Source organism: Ignavibacteria bacterium (assembly GCA_016707005.1).
In the GTDB taxonomy this organism is placed as follows: domain Bacteria; phylum Bacteroidota; class Ignavibacteria; order Kapaibacteriales; family Kapaibacteriaceae; genus UBA10438.
Map to the genome: position 1 here is coordinate 586,343 of JADJIQ010000005.1, position 24,704 is coordinate 611,046.

Annotated in this window: 19 protein-coding genes and 1 tRNA gene; 11 read left to right on the top strand and 9 right to left on the bottom strand. The window is 53.1% G+C overall.

Going from position 1 to position 24,704, the window contains the following annotated elements:
* The first annotated feature begins 7 nt into the window (after positions 1 to 7).
* Complete coding sequence (locus IPI29_10840; GenBank protein MBK7413039.1) at positions 8 to 1,048, top strand: glycosyltransferase family 9 protein; 1,041 nt, start codon at positions 8 to 10, stop codon at positions 1,046 to 1,048.
* Here the strand turns inward: IPI29_10840 and IPI29_10845 are convergent, their stop codons facing one another.
* Complete coding sequence (locus IPI29_10845; GenBank protein MBK7413040.1) at positions 1,049 to 2,383, bottom strand: M20/M25/M40 family metallo-hydrolase; 1,335 nt, start codon at positions 2,381 to 2,383, stop codon at positions 1,049 to 1,051.
* Between the two features lie 68 nt (positions 2,384 to 2,451).
* On the opposite strand from IPI29_10845, the gene IPI29_10850 reads away from it, so the two are divergent.
* The 4 genes from IPI29_10850 (at position 2,452) to IPI29_10865 (ending at position 6,410) form a co-directional block, all read left to right on the top strand.
* Positions 2,452 to 3,489, top strand: a complete 1,038-nt coding sequence (locus tag IPI29_10850; protein ID MBK7413041.1) for a GNAT family N-acetyltransferase — start codon at positions 2,452 to 2,454, stop codon at positions 3,487 to 3,489.
* Between the two features lie 88 nt (positions 3,490 to 3,577).
* The gene (locus IPI29_10855; protein MBK7413042.1) at positions 3,578 to 4,294 is read left to right on the top strand and encodes a YebC/PmpR family DNA-binding transcriptional regulator; all 717 of its coding nucleotides are present in this window, start codon (positions 3,578 to 3,580) and stop codon (positions 4,292 to 4,294) included.
* Positions 4,294 to 5,751 (top strand): amidophosphoribosyltransferase, encoded by a 1,458-nt coding sequence (locus IPI29_10860; protein ID MBK7413043.1) that lies wholly within the window; start codon positions 4,294 to 4,296, stop codon positions 5,749 to 5,751. Before IPI29_10855 ends, IPI29_10860 begins: the two co-directional genes overlap by 1 nt.
* 2 nt (positions 5,752 to 5,753) lie before the next feature.
* Positions 5,754 to 6,410, top strand: coding sequence for a hypothetical protein (locus IPI29_10865; GenBank protein MBK7413044.1), 657 nt, complete (start codon positions 5,754 to 5,756; stop codon positions 6,408 to 6,410).
* A 102-nt stretch (positions 6,411 to 6,512) separates the two neighbouring features.
* On the opposite strand, the gene IPI29_10870 is transcribed toward IPI29_10865, so the two are convergent.
* The 6 genes from IPI29_10870 to IPI29_10895 all read right to left on the bottom strand — a co-directional run bounded on the left by IPI29_10870 (position 6,513) and on the right by IPI29_10895 (position 17,357).
* Positions 6,513 to 7,838 (bottom strand): OmpA family protein, encoded by a 1,326-nt coding sequence (locus IPI29_10870; GenBank protein ID MBK7413045.1) that lies wholly within the window; start codon positions 7,836 to 7,838, stop codon positions 6,513 to 6,515.
* A 64-nt stretch (positions 7,839 to 7,902) separates the two neighbouring features.
* Positions 7,903 to 9,303: a hypothetical protein gene (locus IPI29_10875; protein MBK7413046.1), complete on the bottom strand. Its 1,401-nt coding sequence runs from the start codon at positions 9,301 to 9,303 to the stop codon at positions 7,903 to 7,905.
* Between the two features lie 28 nt (positions 9,304 to 9,331).
* On the bottom strand, positions 9,332 to 10,981 hold the full coding sequence (locus IPI29_10880) for a hypothetical protein (GenBank protein ID MBK7413047.1): 1,650 nt from the start codon (positions 10,979 to 10,981) through the stop codon (positions 9,332 to 9,334).
* Positions 10,982 to 11,020: 39 nt separating this feature from the next.
* Positions 11,021 to 13,168 (bottom strand): hypothetical protein, encoded by a 2,148-nt coding sequence (locus IPI29_10885; GenBank protein MBK7413048.1) that lies wholly within the window; start codon positions 13,166 to 13,168, stop codon positions 11,021 to 11,023.
* 104 nt (positions 13,169 to 13,272) lie between these two features.
* Positions 13,273 to 13,635: a hypothetical protein gene (locus IPI29_10890; GenBank protein MBK7413049.1), complete on the bottom strand. Its 363-nt coding sequence runs from the start codon at positions 13,633 to 13,635 to the stop codon at positions 13,273 to 13,275.
* 197 nt (positions 13,636 to 13,832) lie between these two features.
* Positions 13,833 to 17,357, bottom strand: a complete 3,525-nt coding sequence (locus IPI29_10895; protein MBK7413050.1) for a vitamin B12-dependent ribonucleotide reductase — start codon at positions 17,355 to 17,357, stop codon at positions 13,833 to 13,835.
* Positions 17,358 to 17,748: 391 nt separating this feature from the next.
* On the opposite strand from IPI29_10895, the gene IPI29_10900 reads away from it, so the two are divergent.
* Positions 17,749 to 18,306, top strand: coding sequence for a phosphatase PAP2 family protein (locus IPI29_10900; GenBank protein ID MBK7413051.1), 558 nt, complete (start codon positions 17,749 to 17,751; stop codon positions 18,304 to 18,306).
* Here IPI29_10900 and IPI29_10905 read toward each other — a convergent pair.
* Entirely contained in the window at positions 18,248 to 19,564 is a 1,317-nt protein-coding gene (locus IPI29_10905; protein MBK7413052.1) for an FAD-dependent oxidoreductase, read from the bottom strand. The genes IPI29_10900 and IPI29_10905 overlap by 59 nt on opposite strands.
* A gap of 157 nt (positions 19,565 to 19,721) precedes the next feature.
* On the opposite strand from IPI29_10905, the gene IPI29_10910 reads away from it, so the two are divergent.
* From IPI29_10910 to clpX, 5 genes are all read left to right on the top strand, one after another.
* Positions 19,722 to 20,051, top strand: a complete 330-nt coding sequence (locus IPI29_10910; GenBank protein MBK7413053.1) for a tRNA-binding protein — start codon at positions 19,722 to 19,724, stop codon at positions 20,049 to 20,051.
* Between the two features lie 154 nt (positions 20,052 to 20,205).
* A tRNA-Leu gene (locus tag IPI29_10915) sits at positions 20,206 to 20,286 on the top strand.
* A gap of 33 nt (positions 20,287 to 20,319) precedes the next feature.
* Positions 20,320 to 21,585 (top strand): trigger factor, encoded by a 1,266-nt coding sequence (tig, locus tag IPI29_10920; GenBank protein MBK7413054.1) that lies wholly within the window; start codon positions 20,320 to 20,322, stop codon positions 21,583 to 21,585.
* 16 nt (positions 21,586 to 21,601) lie between these two features.
* Complete coding sequence (gene clpP / locus IPI29_10925) at positions 21,602 to 22,192, top strand: ATP-dependent Clp endopeptidase proteolytic subunit ClpP (GenBank protein MBK7413055.1); 591 nt, start codon at positions 21,602 to 21,604, stop codon at positions 22,190 to 22,192.
* Between the two features lie 45 nt (positions 22,193 to 22,237).
* On the top strand, positions 22,238 to 23,515 hold the full coding sequence (gene clpX / locus IPI29_10930) for an ATP-dependent Clp protease ATP-binding subunit ClpX (GenBank protein ID MBK7413056.1): 1,278 nt from the start codon (positions 22,238 to 22,240) through the stop codon (positions 23,513 to 23,515).
* Here clpX and IPI29_10935 read toward each other — a convergent pair.
* The gene (locus tag IPI29_10935) at positions 23,493 to 24,701 is read right to left on the bottom strand and encodes a glycosyltransferase (protein ID MBK7413057.1); all 1,209 of its coding nucleotides are present in this window, start codon (positions 24,699 to 24,701) and stop codon (positions 23,493 to 23,495) included. The two genes, clpX and IPI29_10935, sit on opposite strands and share 23 nt — an antisense overlap.
* Between the last annotated feature and the right edge of the window lie 3 nt (positions 24,702 to 24,704).

Genomic DNA, 24,704 nt, shown 5'->3' on the forward strand with positions numbered 1-24,704 from the left:
ACGTCGAATGTCGCTTCGCACTATGTTCCGTCCGGAACGGCGATACCTTATCGCCTCGGTCCTGGCTTCAAGGTTCATCAACCTTGGAAAGGATCCGTCACAGGTGCGTCCGAAGTCGATCCTCGTCATCAAACTCGACGAGATCGGAGACATGGCAACGGCCGCCCATGTGTTCTCCATGCTCAAGCGCGATCATCCCGATGCCCGACTCACGGTGTTGTGCAAGCCCTTCGTGGCCCCGCTCATAGAAGCCGACCCGAACGTCGATCACATCATGACGTCCGCCGACGGATGGACGGAGCGGTACGATGTGGTGGTGGATCTACGCGGGTCGTGGCAGACGTTGCGGATCACGCTCCGACAGCGTCCCATCCTTCGTCTTGATCGCGCCGGCGTGCGCCTAGCAAACAAGCTAGGCGGAGGCCAGGTACACGAAACGGCAACGAACATCGCCATCATCGCTCCGATCCTGCGGGATGCTTCGCCCCTTACCCCTCGCCTCTACGTGACTGCGTCTGCACGACACCGCGTGGATGCGTTTCTCACACACCACGGCTGCGAGCGATATGCGTTGGTAGCGCCGGGTGCGCGGAGCGTCCTGCGCCGCTGGCCAGCAGATCGGTTCGCAGAGATCGTACGCGATGTGTCGCGTCGGCATGGTCTGCGCTTCATCGGTGTTGGTGGACCGGAGGACCGGCCGGCGATCGACGAGATCGTGCGCTTGTCCGAAGGTTCGGCCGTAGCTGCCCCGGATGACTTCACACTGCGAGAGCTCGTAGCTCTTTGTGAAGGGGCATCCCTGTTCGTGGGCAACGAGAGTGGTCCCATGCACGTGGCCGCATCGTTCGGCATTCCCGTAGTTGGCATCTTCGGTCCAGGCGTGCCGCGAGTCTTCGATCCGATCGGACCCCGCAGCACGAAGGTCCACCATGTGCTGTCATGCAATCCCTGCGATCAGGTCAACTGCGTGCGCCCGCACGACCCATGCATCCTCATGGCCACGGTGGATGAGGTGCGAACCGCTGCCACGTATGTCCTAGGCATGTGATCAACTATTGGCATAACACCAAGCCATAACAGCCATGGCATAGACACAGTCATTCACTTCGTTCTCCTTGAGCTTGTCGATCGTATCGCCCTCTGTGTGGTGATACCAGAAGTACCGTTCTCCCTGCACCATAAGCTCAATTGCAGGCACTCCCAACGGAAGTAATGGACTGGTATCTGCCCCACCCTCACCTGTCACGATCTGTGTTGCATGGATAGGCGCGAGAAGGGTAGCGATATCCTCGATCTTCTTGCGGACCTCATTCGTGTCACTGCACGTGAAACCTATTGGAGCAAAGACACCAGCGTCACTCTCCATCGCCAGAACATGCTTCTCGCCCTTGGTCTGTTCAGCATATCCCTTACCGCCGCGCAGACCATTTTCTTCATTCGTCCAGAAGCAGACCCGGATGGTCCGTTTTGGTCGCAGACCAAGTTCTCGCATCATGTGCAATGCACGCCACGTTACGAAGCACCCGCCGGCATCGTCCATGGCCCCGGTTCCCAGGTCCCATGAGTCGATGTGTCCGCCCATCACCACTACCTCATTCGGCAACTCCGAACCCTTGATCTCAATGATGATATTTCTAGAGGGGGCGTCCGGCATCCACTTTGCCTCCATCGATAGTTGAAGCTCCACCGCCTCGCCACGATCTTGCATGCGCTTCAACAGTAAGGCATCCTCGATCGTGATAGCGCCTGTTGGGATCTTCGGCAAAGAGTCACTGTAGCCCATTCCGCCGGTGTGCACGGTTTGGATACCGAACGGTCCAACACTGCGCACAAGCGAGGCTACCGCACCGTACCGTGCAGCTTCTGAGGCTCCGTTGTATCGATACGCCACGGTTTCACCATAGGTGGTGAACGGCACATTGTAGACAACGATCTTCCCCTTTGCCTCGGCTGAACGCTGGCGGAGCTCCGTCATGGAGCCTACAACGAGGACAGGAGCCGTCAGCGGGCCATTCTGGGTGCCTACGCTACCACCCAGACCACAGAACGGCATCGTTCGCTTCATTGGCTTTGTCATGCCCAAGGACTCATTCCCACGCTTCCAGTTCGGTACCATGATCGGCTGTGTTCGCACATCCCACCCGTCTGCCCGCATCGAAGCGATGATCCAGTCCAGCCCCTTTTCCAAGACCTCCGAGCCGCTGATACGCCGCGGATAGTGGTCTGTGAAGTCGGCGAGAAGTGGATAAAGACCCTTGTCAGCTCTTGTCCAAGCCAGCATGCGCTGGGCATCCGTACGGAACCGGTCAGCCCCTTCACCGGCCATGGCAGTTATGACGGATATGACAGTTATGACGGATATGACAACAGGACGGAGTGACATAGGGGGCTCCAAATGAGGGTTTCGTAGGAACGAAAAGATACGACAGCGAACGGTTGGTATCTTTGCATATGAGCCTAACCATCCGCGCCCTGAAAAAAAGCGAAACGCTGAAGTTCATCAAGGCCCAGTGGCTGTTCTATAAGGACGACCCGTATTGGGTGCCGCCGATGCTCATGGATCGGAAGAAACTGCTGAACGTGGACAAGAATCCGTTCTACAAACATTCCAAGATCCAGCTCTTTCTTGCCGAGCGAGACGGAAAGATCGTGGGGAGGATCGCTGCGATCATCAATGACAACCACAACATTGAGCACAACGACAAGGTTGGGTTCTTTGGATTCTTCGAATGCATCCAAGATCAAGGAGTTGCAACATCTCTGTTCACTGCTGCGGAACAATGGCTGCGTGACCGAGGGATGGAGATCATCCGTGGTCCGGTGAATCCTTCGATGAACGATGAGTGCGGACTGCTTGTCAACGGCTTCGATGGTCCGCCAGTGATCCTCATGACGTACAATCCTCCGTACTACGCCCAGCTTATCGAAGATGCTGGGTATGAGAAATCGCAGGATCTCTTCGCCTATCTCCTTCGGAATGCCAACTACGCTTCGGAGAAGATGAAGCGACTCTTTGACGTGATCGTGAAGCGCAATGATCTTGTCTTTCGTGGTCTTGATTTCAAGGACAAGCCGAAGTTCAAGCGCGATGTAGAGACGTTGAAGTTCATCTACAACGAAGCTTGGGAGAAGAACTGGGGCTTTGTGAAGTTTACGGACGAAGAGTTCGATTTTCTGGCAGCAGACCTCAAGCAGATCGCCGATCCGAACCTCGTCTTCATTGTTGAGAGTAAGGGGCGCATCGCCGGATTCTGTCTCGCACTACCTGACGTGAACCAGGCTCTCATCCATAACAAGAAGGGCAGCCTTTTGCCCGGTGCGTTTCATCTTCTTACGAAGAGCAAGAAGATCGACCTGTGTCGGATCATCGTCCTTGGCGTGCTGCCAGAGTTTCGCAACACGGGCATCGACGCGGCCATCTACATGGAGATCGGTGAACGTGCAAAGCAGCGCGGCATCCTTCTGGGAGAAGCCAGCTGGATCCCTTGAAAGCAACGAAATGATGAATAAGGGGCTTACCACAACAATGCATGGTGAGCGCTATCGAACATACAGACTCTACGACAAGGAATTATAAATGGGCAGAGCTTTTGAATTTCGCCGCGCACGTAAGGAAAAACGCTGGGCGAACATGTCGAAGACCTTCACCAAACTGGGGAAGGAAATTTCTGTAGCGGTGAAGCAAGGTGGTCCGGATCCGGAATTGAACCCACGCCTTCGTGTGATCATCCAGAACGCCAAAGCTGCCAACATGCCCAAGGACAATGTTGAGAACGCCATCAAGAAGGCGTCGGCCAAGGATGCCGCTACTCTCGAAGAGTCCAATTACGAGGGATACGGTCCGCACGGAGTTGCCGTGTGGGTTGAGACCGCAACGGATAATCCAACGCGTACAGTGGCCAACGTACGGTCATACTTCAACAAGGTCAATGGTCAGCTCGGCACATCCGGTTCTTTGGAGTTCATCTTTGATCGCAAGGGTGTGTTCACGATCCCTGCTGCCGGTATCGACCGCGACGAACTGGAGCTAACGCTCATTGAGAATGGCGCTGAGGATATTCAGGAACAGGACGATGACATCATCGCCTACACATCGTTCCAGGACTTCATTACAATGCAACGCGCTCTTGAAACGGCAGGCATCGCAGTAACGAGTGCTGAGCTTCGACGCATCCCGAACAACCTTGTGACGCTAACCGACGAGCAAGCTGAAGACATCATCAAACTCATCGACAAACTTGAAGAAGACGACGATGTTCAGAACGTCTTCCATAACATGAACGAAAGCGAATAATGTGCGGTATCGTTGGCGTCTTTAACCACCCGCAAGCTGCGGTTCTCTCCTACTATGCTTTGCACGCCTTGCAGCACCGAGGTCAGGAAGCATCGGGCATTGTTACGATGTACCATGACGGAGCAAAGAACAAGAAGCGCTTTGGTGTTCACAAGGGTGAAGGATTGGTGCTCGACGTGTTTTCGGAGCACGACGTCTTTACAAAGACGCTTCGCGGCGAGGCCGCTATCGGCCACAACCGATATTCCACAACTGGAAGTAATTCACTTGCGAACATCCAGCCGTTCCATTTCAATTACACGGGTGGAAACTTCGCACTGGCACATAACGGCAACCTGACGAATACTCGTTCACTGCGTGCGAAGATGAAGGACGACGGCGCCATCTTCCAGACCACTACAGACAGCGAGCTCTTCCTTCACCTGATAGCTCGGAGCAGACAGAAAACGCAGATCGAACAGATCCGTGAAGCCGTCCAAACTGCACATGGGGCGTATTCGTTGGTCATGCTGTCGGAAAACGCACTGTATGCCTCACGTGATCCGCACGGCTTCAGACCTCTCTGTGTTGGCCGTATCAAGCACGACGGTGGCTACGCCTACGTTGTGGCATCGGAAACATGTGCCTTAGACATCATCAGCGCCGAGTACATTCGTGATGTAGAACACAACGAGATCTTGGTGATCGACCAAAAGACCGTTGAAACGGGTGAGTTCACCTCGTACTACATCAACGAGTCGATGACGGAGGCTCGCAACTGCATTTTTGAATACGTCTATTTCTCTCGTCCGGATTCTAGGATCTTCGGCACACCGGTAGACAAAGTTCGACGCAAGCTTGGCAAGAATCTCGCTGAAGAGAGTCCGGTAGAAGGAACCGAGGACGACAAGGTGGTGGTGATCGCTGTTCCTGACTCAGGAAACACTGCAACGCTTGGCTACGCCCGCGTGAATGAAAAGAAGTATCCATCTCGATTTGAGATCGGTCTGATCCGCTCACACTATGTAGGCCGCACATTCATCGCTCCCGGGCAGGATAAACGAGAGTTCAAGGTCAAGACCAAATTCAACGTAGTACGCGGCGTACTTGAGGGGAACAAGGTTGTTGTAGTCGACGATTCCATCGTTCGTGGTACAACGTCGAAATCCCTTGTGAATCTCATTCGTGAAGCGAAACCGCGAGAGGTACACGTACGGATCACATCGCCCCCTGTTAAACATCCGTGTATGTATGGCATGGACTTTCCAAGCAGTGAAGAGCTGATTGCGAATCACTACGGTTCGGAGGAAGCCATCGCCAAGGAACTCGGTGCCGACTCACTCCGTTATCTCAGCGTGGAAGGCCTCATGGATGCTGTTCCGCAAGGTCCGGGCATTGGCTACTGTACTGCATGCTTCACTGGCTCGTACCCGGTAAAGGTAGACCTTGCTTCTACCAAACTCGCAACGGAAGACTGAGAATGAGCGAAGAATCAATGTTGCCACCGTCGTCTTCGAACGGTTGGAAGATCGTCTTTGCCTTGTTAGGACTCTTGGCTGTTACGGGGCTTGTCTTATCATTGGTATACCGAGACAGCACCAAGCCTGGTGAAGTGATCCGCAAGGCACAACGTAAGGCAGCAACACGCGTGGTCTACACGATCGTGTTCAGCAGGGTCGATGCAGCACAGTCTGATCGCATCATCACTGAGATCGTTCGCGACCTCGGCACTGATACAGCAACGGCCGACCTCATTATCGGTTCTCCTGTCACCGATCCGTGGTGCGCATCCATCAGCGAATACAAGCGCAACCTCCGCAAGGCAATGACGGAGACAAAAGATCTACCGATCGGCAAACAATCGGTGGTGGTCTCCATGGTAGCAGGCCTGCTCACCAAGAACGAACTTCCAGCGCGCGTCTATTTGGTTGGACGCATCAATGGTGACGATGTGGGTCCGATCGCACAACGCACATCAAAGACCGTAGCCGCAATTGAGCTCCGAGCTAACATCATGGGTCCTGTCTCTGTAGTGTCGTATTTATCGCCGGCAGATGCAGTGGCGAATAAGGGGTACACGAAGCTGTTTGAAAACAAGGGTTTCCCGTTCGAACAGCGAATAGCGAATAGCGAATAGCGAATAGCGAATGAGTTTGTAGCCCATGACGAAGTCATGGGAAAAGAATAGCGAATGAGTTTGTAGCCCATGACGAAGTCATGGGAAAAGAATAGCGAATGGCTATTTCGCGATGATGACGATCTCAGTGCGTCTATTAAGCCCCCTACCGAATTCGGTGCCGTTATCGGCAATAGGGCGTGATGGTCCGTGACCGATGGTCTGGATCCGACGTTGATCGATGCCACGCTGGACGAGGTAGGCCTTCACTGTCTCTGCACGTGCGAGTGAGAGGGCTTTGTTCGCACGGAGGGAGCCTGTGTTGTCGGTATGACCTTCAATGCGCACTTGGACTGCCGGACGGCTCTTCATGAACTCCATGAGAACTTCGAGTTCTTCTACCTTTGGCGGTAGTGTTGCACTGCTGGTTGGGAAGAGCAGGTTTTCAATGATGAACTTGCGGCCGATCTCCACGATCGGAATGATCTGCTTTACAAGTTCTCGCTTCCGCTCATCGAGGATAGCAACGTTGATGGAGTCCCGCACCATCTTGGAATCACTGCGGTAGGTAACTGCATAGAGATTCGTGAGCTGCGTGGAATATTGGTCGAGGATGCGCGAGAAAGGCTGCTTGATGTCAAACACTGCCCCGCGTGTTGCCTCTGTGATGACCTTGTATTCTTCCAGTTGGGGCGGGACGATGGCGAACAAACGGACATTGTTGTCTTTGAGCAATGGAATGATCGTCTCCGTTGTCATGTAGGTCCGCCCGTTCCCCTTCTCTCCAAATTGATGGTAGGGGGCGTCCGTGATGATCACAGCAACACGGTTGGCGGCCGGCACCCATTTCGTACGGGCTACGTCCTTGATGGCCTCAAGAGCATTTTCTTTTTCGTCGAAGCCGCCACTGGCATAAACCTTGGCCATCCACGACAGAAATTCCTTCACATCGGACGTAGGTTGGTAGGAACGCTCAACAAAGTCACTGAAGAGAATAAGGCCAAGGCGGTACTCAATACCGCGATTACGCAACGCCTCAACGAAGCCCTCGATGTTGTCCTTTACTCCGTTGATGTGTGCTTGCATCGTTCCCGTGATGTCAACGAGGAACATGAAGTCCACAGGGATCCGCTCTTGGATCGTGACCTTCTCTACGTTGATCACCGGCTTCTGAACGCCGTTCTCAACTACGATAAGGGTCTTTGGGTCAATCGTATCCATGACGCGAGCACTGTCATCGAGAACTTCCACGATCAGCTTGATCGTAGGGAAGCGCGTGATGTCAACGTTTTGGATCGTCATCCGCACGCCGTCCAGCGACGACTTCACACGGGCATCTTCTGCAACCTTGCGGGCCTTGTCGAGGGAGTCCTGACCATACAGGAGGACGTTTGACATCGCAAGAAGCGCAATGACCGAGAGTGTGAGGTATGGTAAACGTTTGCTCATTACTAAAAACGACAAAGCCCCTTCAATCCACATGAAAGGGGCTTTTGTCGATCATGGTATTTCGTTAGAAGTTGAGTCGGAGGACAGGTGAGAACATAAAGAAGTTCTCCACTTCGAATGGACGGGCATCACGCAATGGCGTTGAATAGCGACCTTCGAGGTAGAACCAATCTCCGAACACAGGGATGTAGGCACGAGCCAGAAGGATCTGATTTGAGAACTGGAGGCTGATACCAAATGGGAAGGCCGCTTGATTACGATACTCAACCTTGGCATAGATCCAATCAAGAGCTTCATTCGGCTTCCAGGTGTTCAGGCCATTCACGCCATCACGACCAAGGAACTGCACATTCTTACCGTCGGTAGTATCGAGGAATACAGCAGCTTCCTGAACTTCTGCATAGTTGAGACCTACGTCGAACCGGAAGAAGTTCTCTGGGACCTTACGATCCAGCCAGAGGTTGTAGAACAACGTTGCCTGGCCCGTTGAACGCATGATGGCCGTTGTTGCGTATGGATCGACAACATAGGACGGAGCAGTAACGCGACGGTTACCGATGTCGAAGATGTAGTACGATGTAACGTCGATCGTGTTGTTTGGATCGATGCTTTGCAACGGAAGTTCGATGTTCAAGCCCAGACCGAACTGCGGATGGAATGGCATATGGAAGTCGAGACCACCAACGATCTTACCACCAGCAGAACCGTTGAGCTTACGACCAGGGATGAAGTCGAGCAAGCGGCTCTGACCATCAAGATTCCCCGTCATGCGGTAGCCGAATCCAAGTCGAGCATTGATGAGATACGGGATAGCCTTACGTGTGTCGGGGTCCGAGTTCTCATACAGGGGGCGTTGCAGGAACACACGGCCTTCGCCGGATGACCAGAACGTGTAGCCAACTTGATCCGTACCGATAGAGGCCTTGAGCCAAAAGCCAGATGTTCCGATCTTCAGAGACTGCTCAAACGCAGAGAGCGTGAACGAGTGGGTAACATTCGTTGGCTCCATGTAGCTGATGATCTCGGCGATCTGTGGTGCAGACGGTGGGGCCGATGGAGGGATCTCGTTGTAGCAGTATGGTCGCTTGCCATCTGCGAGACGCATTGCCAAGCGCTTCATATTCGAGGAGATCTCCGATGCAACCATGCGCTCGGAACCACATTCAATCAGGATGAGTTCGAAGTCTTGTCCTTGCTCGCCTTCCTTGACTGGAGCGGCGGTCACTACGATGGACTTGTCATCGAGGTTTGCCTTCGGATACCCCATCAGGGCAAACGATTGCTTGATCTGAACTTGGAGATCAGGTTCACAGATTCTCCAACGAGGAAAATACTGGAGGATCTCGGGGTCGATCGTCTTCAGTGCCGTAAGTGCCGTATCGGCGAACGTCTGTGTCTGAGCCGGAACGGCTACACATGCGAACGCAACAACGACACTTAGGGTCAAACGGTACATGATCTGCATAAAGCTATTTCCTTCGTTGCGCGTTGGGTCAGAAGTTGAAGATGAAGTTCACGGCAGGCATCACTACAGCGTCGTTCTCCCACTGACGTGGGTCGCGGAACACCGGAGCGAAGATGCGCGCATCGAAGCGTACGGCAAATTGATCCATGATCGGCACTTGAAGCCAAGCTTTGCCGAGGATCGTTTCGTCGAAGTACGACAACGTGAAGCCGACGGGAGTCGACCATGCGGTTGCCATGAAGTCAACGGCTCCGGAGAGTCCGCCAACTGTCTGATTGTCCACCTTACGATAGATAACGGCTGTATCAAGATCCTGTCCGGCCGTTGTAGCCCATGACTCCATGTTATAGACGGTACCACCAAGGCGCATACGGAACATGAATGATTCATCGATCCGAATCGCAAAGGTGTATTGCATCGTTGCGTGGAAACGTACGAGGTAGTCTTCGTTCAGATTTGTCGCAATGTTGTAGACCTGATGGTCTGACTTTACAGCGTCAGAGAAGACATAGCTGCCACCAACGTGGAAGACACCGGATTCCGAGATCACGCGGATCGGGAAGTCAAAGGCACCATTGATACCCATGCCACCGGTTGTCATGCGTTGAGTTGCACCAAGGTCCTTAGAGATGCTGGACCAACCGCTGGTTGGAAGAACAACGCCAAGGTGTGATGCACCCCAGACAGCATTCAAGGTGAGACGCTCAGACCAGATCGACGGGTAGTTGATGTCTTCCAGTCCATACTTCAGCTCTACTCCATACTTCGGGAGATAGGCATTGGTTGGTACTGCTGAATCAACTTCACCTTCATTGATCACAGGACGCTCAAAGCGACGGTACGATACTCCGTCGAGCGCACTCACAATGATCTCATTGTTGTTTTGATAGTTCTGCGGAAGGCCTTCCGTGATACGCATATAGAGAGGCGACGAGTCTTCGTTGATGCCTTCCGTTGTGCCATACCGTTTCTTCACGAAACGAATGCCTTCTTCGCCGATACCTTGAGCTTCAGGAGTAACGTTTTCCATATTCCCCTGAATGACCTGGTTGGTCAAATACTCATACAATGTTGCTGTAGTTGTCTCGAGGATCTCGCGGCCCTTCTTGGCTACACCGCTGACAAGGATCTGCTCATCAAGCTGCTTTGCTTCGAGTTCATTGGCCAGATACTTCCCACTTGGTGGGTCGAGATCTTGACGAAGACCATAGAAACTCTCTGTGTTCTTTTGAACAAGAAGAGCGATCACTCGGAAAGGCTCACCCGGCTGATAGCGCGTGGTGACAACAAATGCCTTCTTGAACTGTGCCTTTTCCCAAGCCACTCGCTGAGAGTAGTAACGCTCGTAGGCTTTACAGCCAGGAGAACGCATCCACTTTTGATATTCTTTTTCGTCAGCACCTTCACCGCCGGAAAGGACATATCCTTCGATCTCGTCCTTGGTGCGACACTGCTTTGCTTCTTCAGGAATAACTGGCTCTGGTGGGCCAAGAAGCATATTCAGCTTATTGACCGTTCCATCTTCCTCATTTACGCGGAAGACGGAAATCATTCCGTACCGCCAGTTTTTGTATTTGTCCAGAATACTGGACACCTGCGAATTCTGTTGCGCCGGCATCGTCCCCACAGCGATGGCCGCAAACAGAAGTGAGCAGATGATTGTCCTCGTGGAAGTCATGGTGTTCCTTGACATGCTTCGAATCTTCAAATTCGGTTTTTAGTTGGCCACTTGTATCGGCTGCGTCTTTACACGTGGCTTTGAGGTTGCACCTTGTGATCGTGCTGTTGCGGAGATCGACAGCTGAACGTTCCCCTTGACCTGTCCCTTGGTCAACGGCAACTTTCCACCAGCAAGCTTCAATGTTACTTCGTACTCGTTGCCGGAGATCTTCCGTGCCTTACCAACCACGGCAACCTTGTACGTTGTGTTTGTCTTGAGGTCGCGAACATTGGATGACGAAACTTGAACTTCAACGTCACCAACTTCAGCTCGCTCAGAATCAGAGATCTGCGGTGGCTTCACCATGATCCCACGAACCTTGAACTCCGGATCACTATTGTTCATGATCGGGTCCACCTTGATGTCTTGGGTAAGGACAAGGGGCTTCTTCAAGCCCACTTCGCCACTGCCATTGAAGAGCTCAACCACATCACCGGAGTTCGGGTCCTTCCAGGAGATCGTCAGCTGAACGTTATCGGTCCCAGGTGGAACCTTGACGTTATCACTCTGACCGATCGACAGCTTACGGATAGGCGGTGTCTGTGTGCCTGCTCCAAGATTGAAGTTCATGATGAACTCGTCCGGCTTGATCGTGTTTCCGGAATTTGGCGAAGCAACAAGTTCAAGTGCATCGCCCCATGAGGCTTCAAGAGCACTCTTCACTTCGTCAGCATTAGCAAGACCGGAGCTATACACATACACAGAACATTGCACAGCTTCCGATGCCTTTGATGCATTCTTTTGCTGAAGCTCAAACACATATGGTTCTTCGCGTGGGGCAAGGTTCCCTGCAACTTGAATGCTCAGATCCTTATTGACCCATTTCGTACCACCACCAGAGGCCGAGGCTGAAGCTGCTCCACCAACGACCTGAGCGTTGCCCGGATTCTTCAAGAAGACCGTTTGGCCATTGGATGGAGTTACAGACATTGGAAGCTTCAACGATGCGAGCTTATCAAAGACACGCACCACGGTCTTCAGATCGGCGATCTTTGGATCTGTGATCTGAGGAGCAGGCTTGAGAACTCGAATGTTGAATTCGATCTCGCCCTGGTTCTGCTTAAAAGCATTCTCTGTCTTAATGCCTGGTGTTGTCAGCTTAATGATGGCACCATACAGTCCGATGCGGCTCTTCTCATTGATATCATCGGTGCCATTGGTTAGCTCATCGAGCTTTTGATCAAAGGCATCCAGATCAGTACGTGCAAGTTCAAGACTTGGGAGTCCTTCGGTATGCTTCACAAGCTGATCACGCACCTTGAGAAGGTCCTTCACTTTGAGCTGAACCGTACCGATATTCACTTTCTCTTCCGGATCGATCTCGAATCCGGCGCCTTCTTTAATGGAGACACCAAGGATCTTGTTTGTACGAGAGGAGAAGCGGAGCTTATACCAGCCGGCTTCCTTCGGTTCAAAGTTCACAACAAAGGAGCGCTTCTTCTTCGAAACCACGGCGCCGAGCTTGGTTGTCTCGTCCTTGGAATAATAGAATTCAGGCTCCGTTACGCGACCCGGCTTGAACATCGACGTCTGCGGAACGTTGTACGAGGCCGCAGTTAAAACATCGAGCATACCATCTGTGAAGGCTTGCGGATTGGTCTTGTTGCGTTCAAAGAGTGCCTCAACCTGACCTTCCATCTCCTGATAGTTCAACTTCAGATCTTGAACGATCTTTGGCTGCCACGTAGCAGGGTCTTGCGGTACCTGTTCGTCCGTCTGGTCGTTGTTATAGAGGATCTCGTATTTGATATCCGACACGTTGGACAAACGCAGGAAGCGCTTGATACGGTCGAGATACTCTTCCGGCTCCTCTGCCTCCGTCATCTTCAGGGCAGATGTAACGTCGGTAATGCCAACTTCAACAAGGTATTTTCGCTCAGGCTTGATATCTGCACCGATCGCCTCTTTGACGTTAACGCCGGGAGGTGGGATCGTGATCTGATCCTGAGGACGCGTATTGATACCTTCAGATCCGGCACCAACCTGCAATTGCGAAAGGATCGATTCGACGATGCGCATCGACTCCTTCTGTTTTGCAATAAGGTGCTCTTCAGCTTCATCTCGCTCCACGATAATGATCAGGAGCTCGAGAATAACAGCTAGATACAATACAAAGTAAACTTTGCCAGCTCCGCCCTTGGACATGGCGTTCCTCTAGGTAATGGGTGAACAGATCCCTCCGTTCAGGACAAGAACGGGAAGCCTGCTGCTTTAGCAGGATTCCCGTTTGTCTCACTTCTTCAATATCGTCACTTTTCCGTCGTGGACGGCGTTACAACTGCTGCTTCTGTAGATGGAGTGATGGCGGCAGACTTTACATCCTTGGCCTTCATCGAACAACATGAGGACGAGTTGCTGACCTTCTTAGCCTTTACACCGGTCGTTGAGCAAGAAGCGCTTTCTGAGCTTTCCTTTGCTTTTACAGCCGTTGTTGAGCAATGATCTTCCGTAGCAGAGACCTTCTTGGCGGCTGCCGTTGTGCTGCTGCAGCACGATGAGGACGATTTTGCCTTCTTTGCAGATGCTTTTTCGTCACACTTCACACCAGCTGTGGCAACGGCGAAGGATGCGGCGGCAACAATTGCCGTCATCGCGATCATGCGAATCTTCATGCCGAACTCCTGAATCGATGGGTAATCACGTTGTCTTTTATTGAAACGGCTCGAAAAATAGGCCGTAACTGCCTGTTCTCCAAAGGAATTTCCGTGCCAAGAGCAGTCATATTGTGAATGAATACCCTTCTACGAAAAAAAACGATCCCATTCTGAGTCTCAGAATGGGATCGTTGCTGAGATTCGCTGTATGCTTACTAGCTGCAACCCGTGGTGGTTCCACAGTTTAGGCACATCGTGCACGCACCGTTCCGAACCACTTGGGTGGACTGACATTTTGAGCAGGATTCGCCGGTATAGCCCATCTTCTTCGGGTCAAACTTGGTGGCATCGAACTTCTTGGGCTCCGTACCATCCGCCTGTGACTGAGAATCCCCATTTCCACTCACAGCTTCCATCACATCGTCGAAGGTGGCAGGGGGCTCACTGGACGTAGGGTCATCCGACGTTCCGCGTACATCAGACGGTGCGTCTGATGATGGCTGACCTCCCGGTGTGCCTTGGTCACCCTTTGGCAGGGTTGGCTGGTCCACAGCGTTCACATGCACAAAATCCGTCCGCTTCAGGTAATCGTATCCGAGTGTTCGGAAGATGTAATCCACGATTGACGTGGCATTCTTGATGGCTTCGTGTCCATCAACAAACCCGGCTGGCTCAAATCTCGTGAAGGTGAAGGTGTCCACGAGCTCATCCAGAGGAACGCCATACTGCAACGCCTTGGAGGCAAGAACAGCGAAACAATTGAGGAGCCCCTTGAACGATGCGCCTTCTTTGTACATGTCGATGAAGATCTCTCCAAGCTGGCCGTCATCGAATTCGCCGGTACGGAGGTAGACCTTGTGGCCGCCAACAGTTGCTTCGCGGACGTAGCCGTGCCGGCGCTTTGGAAGACGACGGCGTTCAGCGATCTGGTAAACGCGCTCAACGATGACCTTTTGAAGGGCCTTGTTGTCAACGGTCTCGTCCCAATCGTCCTTGTCACCCAACAGAACCAACTCGTCAAAGTGGTCGTTGCTGGCGTTAAGGGGCTGAGACAACTTTGAACCATCACGGTAAAGGGCAATGGCCTTTAACATGAGGCGCCAAGAAGCAAGGTGTACGTCGCCCACATTGTCTACCGAGGCTTCGGCAGGCATGTTGATGGTCTTGGAAATAGCGCCGCTGATAAACGGCTGCGCTGCGGCCATCATGCGAACGTGTGCCATGTAATCGATGTAGCGCTCGCCGCGCCGACCGCACTTGTTAGCACAGTCGAAGATCGGGAGGTGCTCGTCCTTGATGTGAGGAGCCCCTTCGATCATCATCGTTCCACAGACATAATCATTGGCTTCTTCAACTTGCTTGGAGGTAAAGCCAAGGCCGGTGAGAAGATCGAAGCCCGGATCGTCGAGCTGGGTATCTGTGAAGCCAAGTGCATGGCACAGTTCATCACCAAGTGTGTAGCGATTGAACGTGAACCGAATGTCGAAGGTGTCCTTCAGCTGCTTACCCACGGCTTCGAGGGCAGCATCTGTGAAGTTGAGGGCCTTGAGAGACTGACGGTTGATGTGCGGGCATCCTGCGATGGAGCCGTGACCCGTGCAGTACTTCTCGATCTCATCGATCTGCAGGTCGCTATAGCCCAGCTTTGTGAGGGCCTTGTGCACGGATTGGTTCACGATCTTGAAGTATCCGCCCCCAGAGAGCTTCTTGTACTTCACGATGGCGAAGTCCGGCTCGATACCTGTTGTATCGCAGTCCATCACAAGTCCGATCGTACCGGTTGGTGCGATCACTGTTGACTGAGCATTACGATAACCGAACTCTTCCCCAAGAGACAGTGCTCGATCCCATGCCTGGCGAGCTGCGGTAAGGAGCTCATCCTGACAATAGTTTGGATCGATGCCTTGCGGCTTGATCGTAAGACCTTCGTATTCCGCTTCCAATGCGTTGTATGCTGCACGCCTGTGATTTCGGATGACGCGGAGCATCGCGTCGCGGTTGTTCTTGAATTTCGGGAACGGCTTCACGTCACGCGCCATTTCGGCACTCGTGGCATAAGATTCACCGGTCATGATGGACGTAAGAGCACCGCAGAAGGCAAGTGCCTTAGGTGAGTCATACGGAATGCCCATCATCATGAGGACTGTTCCAAGGTTGGCGTAGCCAAGACCGAGCGTACGGAAGTCAAAGCTCTTTTGTGCCACTTCCTTGGATGGGAATTGGGCCATAAGAACGGACACTTCGAGCACGATGGTCCAGAGGCGGACGGCGTGACGATAGTCATCTACCTTCATCGTTTGCGTTTCTTCATCATAGAAGTGCGCAAGGTTCATCGATGCAAGGTTGCACGCTGTATCGTCGAGGAACATGTACTCAGAGCAAGGATTCGATCCGTTGATCCGGCCATCATTCGGGCACGTGTGCCATTCGTTGATGGTAGTGTCGAATTGAAGTCCCGGATCTGCACTCTTCCAAGAGCTGAGATTGATCTTCTCCCACAACATGCGAGCGCTCACCGTGGTGCGCTTTTCGCTGTTGGTCCGCCATACAAGATCCCATGATCCATCTGTCATCACGGCTTCCATGAACTCATTCGTTACACGAACGGAGTTGTTGGAGTTCTGGCCGGAAACAGTCTGGTATGCTTCACCCTCGTAGTGTGTGTCATACGAGGAGAAGTCCAACGTTGTGATACCCTGCTTCACCAAGGCAAGCGTACGCTTGATGATGTTGTACGGTACACCACGATTAAGGGCGCGCTGGATCAAGATTCGCAAACGCTCATTCGTTGCTTCATCAGCACCGCTTTCCACGGCTGTTTCAACGATGGCTTCGAGGAAGGTTGATGCGATCTTTGAACCGGCCACAAGTGCAGCCACCTTCTCTTCTTCCTTCGCCTTCCACTCAATGAACTTCTCGATATCCGGGTGATCAACGTTCACGATCACCATCTTCGCAGCTCGGCGGGTTGTTCCACCACTCTTGATGGCGCCGGCTGCACGGTCGAAGATCTTGAGGAACGACATCAGTCCGCTCGAAACGCCCCCTCCCGACAAACGTTCTTGTTCGCCGCGGAGATTGGAGAAGTTTGAGCCTGTACCCGAGCCATACTTAAAGATGCGGGCTTCGCGCGTGGCAAGATCGAAGATCCCGCCTTCGTTCACGAGGTCATCTTCTACCGACTGAATGAAGCAGGCATGGGGCTGTGGGTGGGTGTAGGCATCGCTCGAACGCGTGAGCTTCTTGGTGTCAGGGTCTACGAAATAGTGCCCCTGCGCGCTGCCAGTGATCCCGTACGCATAACTCAGGCCCGTGTTGAACCACTGCGGCGAATTCGGTGCCGCCATCTGCTTGAGCAGCATGTAGGAGATCTCGTCGTAGAATGCCTGTGCGTCTTCGGGCGTGTCGAAGTATCCATACTTCTCACCCCACCAACGCCAACATCCTGCCATACGGTGTACGACCTGACGCACGGAGGTTTCCGGGCCGGTCAGTGGCTTTCCAGATTCATCAAGTTTCGGTTGACCGTTTGCTTCGAGCTGTGGTACTCCCGCCTTGCGGAAATACTTCTGCACAAGAATGTCGGTTGCTACCTGAGACCACGCCTCAGGTACCTCAACCTTGTCCATCCGAAAGATCTCTTTACCACTCTGATTGCGAAGGACTGAGTCCCTCTCCAAGTACCGGAACATATCGTACGGGCTTGTCCCCGACGTCGTAAACCGGCGCGAAATATTCATGCAGTCCCTCCAAATGAGCAATTGTGTTCTACCCCCCTCGGGCAAAAACACCTAACGATCGCTCAGCCTGGCACCGATTCAAGAAGACGCTACCGCAGCGGTGCGGGTAGTATCCGTCCGTTGAAGGTCGTTTCGGGTGATGGGTTGTGGGATCGAAAAGGTTGGACGTTGTCTCTACGACGCGAGTCGTAAGCAAAGGTGCTTTACGGTTGTTCTTCCTCTTCGTGCTGCAACGTTTTGGAGACAACGGGGGGCAAAATAGTGTTAGTCCGGTACGTCGTCAACGTACATCAGTCCGTGTGGAAAACTATAGGTCGGATTGGGTGAAACACAACGAATTCTCAACAGGTCATATAAGGCTCCACGGCCTAAAAAAACCTAGGTTGCGCCCATGATCGATGCGCTCTATTCAGTGGATGTGTGGTTGTTCTACGCTGTCAACCACGGGCTTTCGAACCCGGTGTTCGATCTCCTCATGCCCCTTGTCACAACTACAAAGTGGTGGTATCCGCTCTATGCTGTGGGAATAGGCTATCTGCTTCTACGCGGATGGCAGCAACGTAGCAGTTCGGAGGGTAAAAACCTCATCTGGTGTGCAGCTCTTTTGCTTCTTGCCGTGGCCGTGTTGGATCAGGCAAGTCATCGACTTCTCAAGGAAGTCATCAGTAGACCAAGACCGTACCTCGTTCTAGGCGATGTGTATCAACTTGTTGGTTCGGGAGGGGGCTCCTTCCCCAGTAATCACGCGATGAATAATTCTGCGGCAGCTGTGATCCTCTCTGGGTTCTTTCCAAATAAGCGATGGATCTTCTGGACGATTGCGGCGACTATAACATTCTCTCGTGTCTACTGTGGTGTTCACTACCCTAGCGATGTACTGGGAGGTGCCATCATCGGTGCGGGAGCCGGATTCCTGTTCCTTGTTTCAGCACGGCGTCTGATGCGGTGAATCCGCTCCGGACAGCCCCCTCTAACGTAGCCGGAAGTCCGGTCCGGGTCCAGTCCCCAGCCAAGAACAGATTTCTGGCAGAAGGCGTACCGCACTCTACCCGTTTCTCATCGTCCAACGGAGTGAAGAGCGGTGTAGCCCACTTCTCCTTGATCACCACGCCGTTTATGAGAAGTATCGACGACAATTCTGGGAACAACAACCGCAACTCCTTATCGCATAAGGAGATGATGTCTTCCGAGGGTTCAGCAACGATCCCATGTCCGGCGCTTACCGTGAGTGCAACCAGCCCATTTCGTGTCCGACGTTTATCAAAGACCCACTGAACCGTGGCCCCAAGAGCAGCAGCAAAATCATACGGCATCCACGGTTTGTCATACCACAGATATACGCTGATGATCGGACTCATTTCGGGAGGGGGCGGAAGATCATCGGGAAGTTCAGAGGTCGCAAGGAGTCTACTCAACGCCCGCTGGGGGACTGCGCTGATCACGGCGTCAACGGACAGCGACGTGCCGTTGGAGAGCTCGGCAGAGCGGATCTCGCCGTCAGAGACGACAAGTCTGTCTACCGACGTGCTTGTCATGATCCTGCCGTTGTTCTCCTGCATCCACCGTGGGAATGGCTCAAGCAAAGCACTCAGGCCGGCGGTCGGGATGAGTAACTGCGCGTCCGTGGTAGACCCCAAGAACGCAAGCCGCATCACTTCAACCAGCAAGGACGCAGAGGCCTTCTCGAGTGGGGCGTTCAGGGTAGCAAGAACGATGGGTTCCCAGAACCGACGGATGATGTCGTCCGGCTGACTCTGCTGAGCGAGAAACTCGGCACAACTCATCCCCTTCCCGGTAACGCTCCCGAGTGAGATCCGGAGGGCCAGGCGGAGTCCGGCCAACCGCGAACGAAGCCCGATCCCTCGAAGCATCAACATTCCCACTGCGATCCCGGCCTTTCCCGGCAATCTAGATGCATCGAGAACATCGTGGATACCAGACGGGTCTACGAATGCCACGGTAAGTGCTTTCTGACGCTCCAGGATATGCTCAGTGCCCAGTTCTCGCACTACGCGCAAGAGATCGTGATAACATCCCATCATCACGTGCTGACCATTGTCGATCTCGTCCCCGCTCTGCCTGTCAACAAACGACCTAGCCCGGCCTCCAAGGTATGGACGCTCTTCCACCAAGACAACCTCACAACCGCGCATGGCAAGCCCCATCGCCGCCGCGATGCCAGACCAGCCGCCGCCAATCACAAGCACAAGCACAAATGACCAATGACTAATGACCAATGACCAATGACAAGTTACTCTGTGTTAGCTCAACAACTCCCAGACTACATCCGTACATATCTTGTTATCAGTCATCTGTCATTAGTCATCCGTCATTAGTCATTAGTCATTAGTCATTAGTTTTCTCATGATTACTTGGTCAGATTTCGAGCTCCTCGACATCCGCGTTGGTACCATCGTCCGAGCGGAGGAGTTCCCTGAGGCAAAAAAGCCGGCATTTAAGCTCTGGGTGGATCTTGGAGGGGGCGAAATTCGCCATTCCAGCGCCCAGATCACAGACCTCTACACCCCGGAAGTCCTTGTCGGCAAACAAGTTGTGTGCGTCTGCGGCTTCCCGCCAAAACAGATCGGACCCTGGCTCTCCGAGGTCCTTGTTACCGGATTCCATCAAGAAGACGGCTCCGTAGCCCTGTGTACCCCGGACATGCCTGTCCCCAACGGCACCCCCCTACGGTAGCGCACACGCTTCGCTGGTGGTGGTCATCGGGTCACGGCATGCCGTGACCTTACCGTCGCTGTTCGCTATTCACTATTCACTATTCGCTATTCGCTATTCACTATTCGCTATTCACTATTCACTATTCGCTATTCACTGTTATCTTTGCCGTTCTGCGGAAGTGGCGAAATGGCAGACGCACCAGACTTAGGATCTGGCGGGGCAACCTGTGAGAGTTCGAGTCTCTCCTTCCGCACTATTATCAATGTTGGCTACAAGGAGCCGGATCTTGGAACGTACCCTCATCGAGGTGGAAGCTTGTACGCGTGAAGTTCGTATCGAACTCACCGAGAGTGAGCTCAAGCCGCACTACGAACGCGCCTACGAGCAAGCACAAGCAGGCATCACCCTCCCCGGATTCCGCAAGGGCAAGGTTCCAATCCCGATCATCAAGCAACGCTTTGCTCGCGACATCGAGAACGACGCTCTAGATACCATCGCCGACGCCGAGTTCCGGAAGTTCGCAACAGAAGAAAAACTTCGCGTTGTTGGCAATCCTGCACTGACGGATATTCAGAAGTCGCCATCTGGAGTGACATTCACGATCAAGTTCGACATCATGCCCGACTTCGAACTAGGCTCGTATCGCGGACTCGTTGCCGACAGACATATCAAGCTCGTGACCGAAGCGGACGTTCAAGCTGAAGTGGATCGCATTTGCCTCCGCGCTGCTACGTTCGAACCTGCAGAGCAGATCACGGGAACGATGTTCGTTGCAACGATCTCCCTCCACGAGCTCGACCGCGAATCATCCATGCCGATCATCGGGGCAGAGCCGCGTGAAGAGCGCGTATTTCTCGAAGATGAGAATGTGGATATGCACCTTCGCTCTTCCCTGGCAAATACCAAGGTTGGCGACACATTCTCGTATGTCTCCGAAACGCAGGACGAGAACCAACAGCCAAGCAATAGTCGCGTTACGGTAACAGACATCCAACAGGTCATTCCCGCTGAATTCACGAATGAATTCGTTGAGATGGTCACGGGTGGCCGTTTCAAGACAACCGAAGAACTTCGCGCCGATATCGAACGCCAACTCAGTGAGTACTTCGATCAAGCATCACGCGAGAGCCTCGAGAATCAGATCGTGGACCAACTTGTGAAGTCGCACGAGTTCGAAGTCCCTGAGCCCCTTGTCCATGCCGTGATCCACCAGCTCTTTGACGATTTCAAGAAGCGTAATGAAGGGGCTCCCGGTATCGAGAACGTTACAGCACATGATGTAGAACCACAGTTCCGTCCGTCAGCTGAGCGCATCGTTCGTTGGGAACTCATTCGCGATAAGATCATCGATGCAGAGAAGCTCGTTGTAACAGATGAGGATGTGGCCGTTGCAGCCGGACGTTTCGGACTTCCGGAAGACCAGCTTCGCATGATCATGCGTCAGAATCATACTGTCGAAGATCAACTCCTCGCTGAAAAGGCAGTTCGTACGCTGATAGACTATGCCATTATCAACGACGTCAACGTCGACTCCGAACAACCTGTCATCTAGCGGAGTATAGTAGCCCATGCAGAACCAACTTGTGCCGATGGTCGTTGAACAAACGAGCCGTGGCGAACGTGCATATGACATCTACTCGCGCCTTCTCAAGGAGCGGATCATCTTCATCGGCACGCCGATCGATGACTACGTAGCAAGTCTTACCATCGCACAGCTTCTGTTCCTTCAGAGCGAGGATCCGAATAAGGACATCTCGATCTACATCAACTCCCCGGGTGGCAGTGTTTCCGCAGGTCTTGCCATCTACGATACAATGCAATTCGTGAAGCCGGATGTATCTACCATCTGTGTAGGCATGGCCGCATCAATGGCTCAGGTTCTTCTTTGCGCCGGTGCCAAGGGCAAACGATTTGCCCTACCGAATTCGCGGATCATGATGCACCAGCCTCTGGGCGGTACACAGGGACAGGCAACGGATATCGAGATCTACACGAAAGAGATGCTTCGTATTCGAGACACGCTGTATGGTATCATCCAGAATCATACAGGCAAGGACTACGAAACGATCAAGAAGGATGCCGATCGCGATAACTACATGTCGCCTCAGGAAGCCCTTGATTATGGTCTGATCGATAAGATCATGGAACGTACCGCCTGATCCCCAGTTGGGATTTCAGCGTTATGGTATGATATTGCAGGGAACATGAGTACAACCGACACTACGAATACCGGACATCCTGAGGAATTGCACTGCTCGTTCTGCGGGCGGAGTTCTCGTGAGGTTGTGAGCCTGATCGCTGGTAAAGGTGTCTACATCTGCGACATTTGCGTGCAGAATTCGGTTGAGATCCTCCGCAAGAATCAACCTGCTCCTACGCTACGTAGTGACGTGAAGTCACTGCCACGCCCCTCCGAGATCAAACGTCAACTCGACGGACACGTGATCGGACAAACCGAAGCAAAAGAGGTCCTCTCTGTAGCGGTCTACAACCACTACAAGCGCATTCAGGCTGAAAATCTCGTAAGCGCATTCGACGATGTTGAGATCGAAAAAAGCAACATCCTCCTCCTCGGTCCAACGGGAACCGGCAAAACGCTTCTGGCTCAGACTCTTGCTCGTATCCTTGATGTTCCGTTCGCTATTGCCGATGCAACAACGCTCACGGAAGCAGGATATGTAGGCGATGATGTTGAGTCGATCATCGTGAACCTCCTCCAGAATGCCGATTACAACGTAGAACGCGCCGAACGCGGCATCATCTATGTGGATGAGATCGACAAGATCACTCGCAAGAGTGATTCTGCGTCGATCACCCGTGATGTTTCCGGTGAAGGTGTTCAACAGGGTCTGCTGAAGATCCTCGAAGGGACGATCGCCGGAATTCCGCCAAAGGGTGGACGTAAACATCCGGAACAGCCCCTTATCTATGTGAACACGAGGAACATACTGTTCATCTGTGGTGGTGCCTTTGAAGGTCTGGAAAAGATCATCGCCCGACGGAAGCGTCCGTCCACGATGGGCTTTATGGCACAGACTGCGGCCACGGTCGAAGAGTCGAGCGAAATGCTTCGGCTTGTAGAGCCGGAGGATCTGATGCGCTTCGGATTCATTCCGGAATTCATCGGTCGACTTCCAGTGATCTCTGCACTTGATCCACTCAGTGACGAAGCCATGCTGGACATTCTTACGAACCCGAAGAATGCCATCGTAAAGCAGTATCAGAAGCTGCTTCTCCTGGAAGGCATCGAGCTCCAGTTCGAAACGGACGCCCTCGTAAAGATCGTTACCAAGGCCAAATCTCGCCGCACAGGTGCACGCGCACTTCGCGGTGTGATGGAAGAGGTGATGAATCCGATCATGTATATGCTGCCCGATGCAGGCAATGTTCGCAAGTGTGTCATCACAAGCGAAGTGGTTGAGCGTGGTGCTGCCCCGCTTCTCGAACTCAGCGAACAGGCTACTGCCCGCGGCCGCGCATAAGCGCTCTTGCAAAGACGTCGTTCAACACCGTACGCGTGTGCTCCATAGCATACGTGCTGGTCACATAGTTGCGTCCTGCCTCTGCTAACCGCTCCCTTTCGGCCTCATGCGCAAGAAGATCCATGATGTGCACGGCGAGAGAGTCCGGCGAATCTCCAACACGGATCTCGTCATCAGCTCGGGCGCCCACCGGTTCGTGGCTTATCGGGGTGGTAATACATGCTACACCCATTGCCATCGCTTCTAGAAGCTTGTTCTGAAGTCCCGTTCCGATCCTCATCGGAGCAACGAAGACTCGAGACGCAGCATAGCATGAGCGGATATCGTCAACCCATCCGGTGATCTCAACACGCTCTGATGCCAGTGCCCGCACACTTCGATGCGGCGATGCACCAGCGATCACAACTCGTGCATGAGGCATCGTTTGCCATACGATCGGCATGATGGTGTTCACCAAGTAGATGGCGGCATCAACGTTGGGTGGGTAATTCATGTTGCCAACAAAGGCCACATCCACGGTCTTCGGAACATCCTGTGGAGCGAAATATTCCGTGTCTATCCCATTCGGTAGGACCGTTACGTTGTGTCCACCAGACCGGAACATCACGACCCGATCCTGTTCAGAGATGATGATATGTTCGTTGAACCAAGCAGCAGAACGCGACTCATACGCACGAACGGTTCGCAACTCACGCTTGTACAAAGGAAGCAAGTACCAGGGGGCTGTGGAGACCCTCTGCTCTGTCCCTCGAGAAAACGCGTCTTGGTAGTCGATGACCGATGGAGCGTGTGAACCGCTCTCGGCAAAGTAGGTGGCGGTGCGTATGAGCTGACAATACACAAGGTCCGGCTGTAGAGTCCGCAGGAGCTCTCTCACGCGCCTCTGAGCATGCGGAGAGAGAAAGTACCCTACTTGAAGCGGAAGCCCCCTCACAAACGAACGTAGCAGATTGAACACACGCGTTGTGAATGAGAGTGGCAAGACTGTGATCGAAGCACAGAAGGGGCTCACCATTGCCTGATGTTCTGCGGTGACCGGTACGTCTGAAAGCGCGATCACATGCACCTCATGTCCCGACGCTGCGAGATTCTTGAGGTGTTGGTATGCGCGAAGTTTATCACCCTTCTCAAGCGGATAGGGAAACCGCGAGAGGATAACGGCGACTTTGGAGGGTGGGCAACTCATCGG

Excerpts from the sequence above, each read along its gene's own strand:
- IPI29_10840 (MBK7413039.1), top strand. The coding sequence starts at position 8 with ATGTCGCTTCGCACTATGTTCCGTCCGGAACGGCGATACCTTATCGCC.
- IPI29_10845 (MBK7413040.1), bottom strand. The coding sequence starts at position 2,383 with ATGTCACTCCGTCCTGTTGTCATATCCGTCATAACTGTCATATCCGTC.
- IPI29_10850 (MBK7413041.1), top strand. The coding sequence starts at position 2,452 with ATGAGCCTAACCATCCGCGCCCTGAAAAAAAGCGAAACGCTGAAGTTC.
- IPI29_10855 (MBK7413042.1), top strand. The coding sequence starts at position 3,578 with ATGGGCAGAGCTTTTGAATTTCGCCGCGCACGTAAGGAAAAACGCTGG.
- IPI29_10860 (MBK7413043.1), top strand. The coding sequence starts at position 4,294 with ATGTGCGGTATCGTTGGCGTCTTTAACCACCCGCAAGCTGCGGTTCTC.
- IPI29_10865 (MBK7413044.1), top strand. The coding sequence starts at position 5,754 with ATGAGCGAAGAATCAATGTTGCCACCGTCGTCTTCGAACGGTTGGAAG.
- IPI29_10870 (MBK7413045.1), bottom strand. The coding sequence starts at position 7,838 with ATGAGCAAACGTTTACCATACCTCACACTCTCGGTCATTGCGCTTCTT.
- IPI29_10875 (MBK7413046.1), bottom strand. The coding sequence starts at position 9,303 with ATGCAGATCATGTACCGTTTGACCCTAAGTGTCGTTGTTGCGTTCGCA.
- IPI29_10880 (MBK7413047.1), bottom strand. The coding sequence starts at position 10,981 with ATGACTTCCACGAGGACAATCATCTGCTCACTTCTGTTTGCGGCCATC.
- IPI29_10885 (MBK7413048.1), bottom strand. The coding sequence starts at position 13,168 with ATGTCCAAGGGCGGAGCTGGCAAAGTTTACTTTGTATTGTATCTAGCT.
- IPI29_10890 (MBK7413049.1), bottom strand. The coding sequence starts at position 13,635 with ATGAAGATTCGCATGATCGCGATGACGGCAATTGTTGCCGCCGCATCC.
- IPI29_10895 (MBK7413050.1), bottom strand. The coding sequence starts at position 17,357 with ATGAATATTTCGCGCCGGTTTACGACGTCGGGGACAAGCCCGTACGAT.
- IPI29_10900 (MBK7413051.1), top strand. The coding sequence starts at position 17,749 with ATGATCGATGCGCTCTATTCAGTGGATGTGTGGTTGTTCTACGCTGTC.
- IPI29_10910 (MBK7413053.1), top strand. The coding sequence starts at position 19,722 with ATGATTACTTGGTCAGATTTCGAGCTCCTCGACATCCGCGTTGGTACC.
- clpP (MBK7413055.1), top strand. The coding sequence starts at position 21,602 with ATGCAGAACCAACTTGTGCCGATGGTCGTTGAACAAACGAGCCGTGGC.
- clpX (MBK7413056.1), top strand. The coding sequence starts at position 22,238 with ATGAGTACAACCGACACTACGAATACCGGACATCCTGAGGAATTGCAC.
- IPI29_10935 (MBK7413057.1), bottom strand. The coding sequence starts at position 24,701 with ATGAGTTGCCCACCCTCCAAAGTCGCCGTTATCCTCTCGCGGTTTCCC.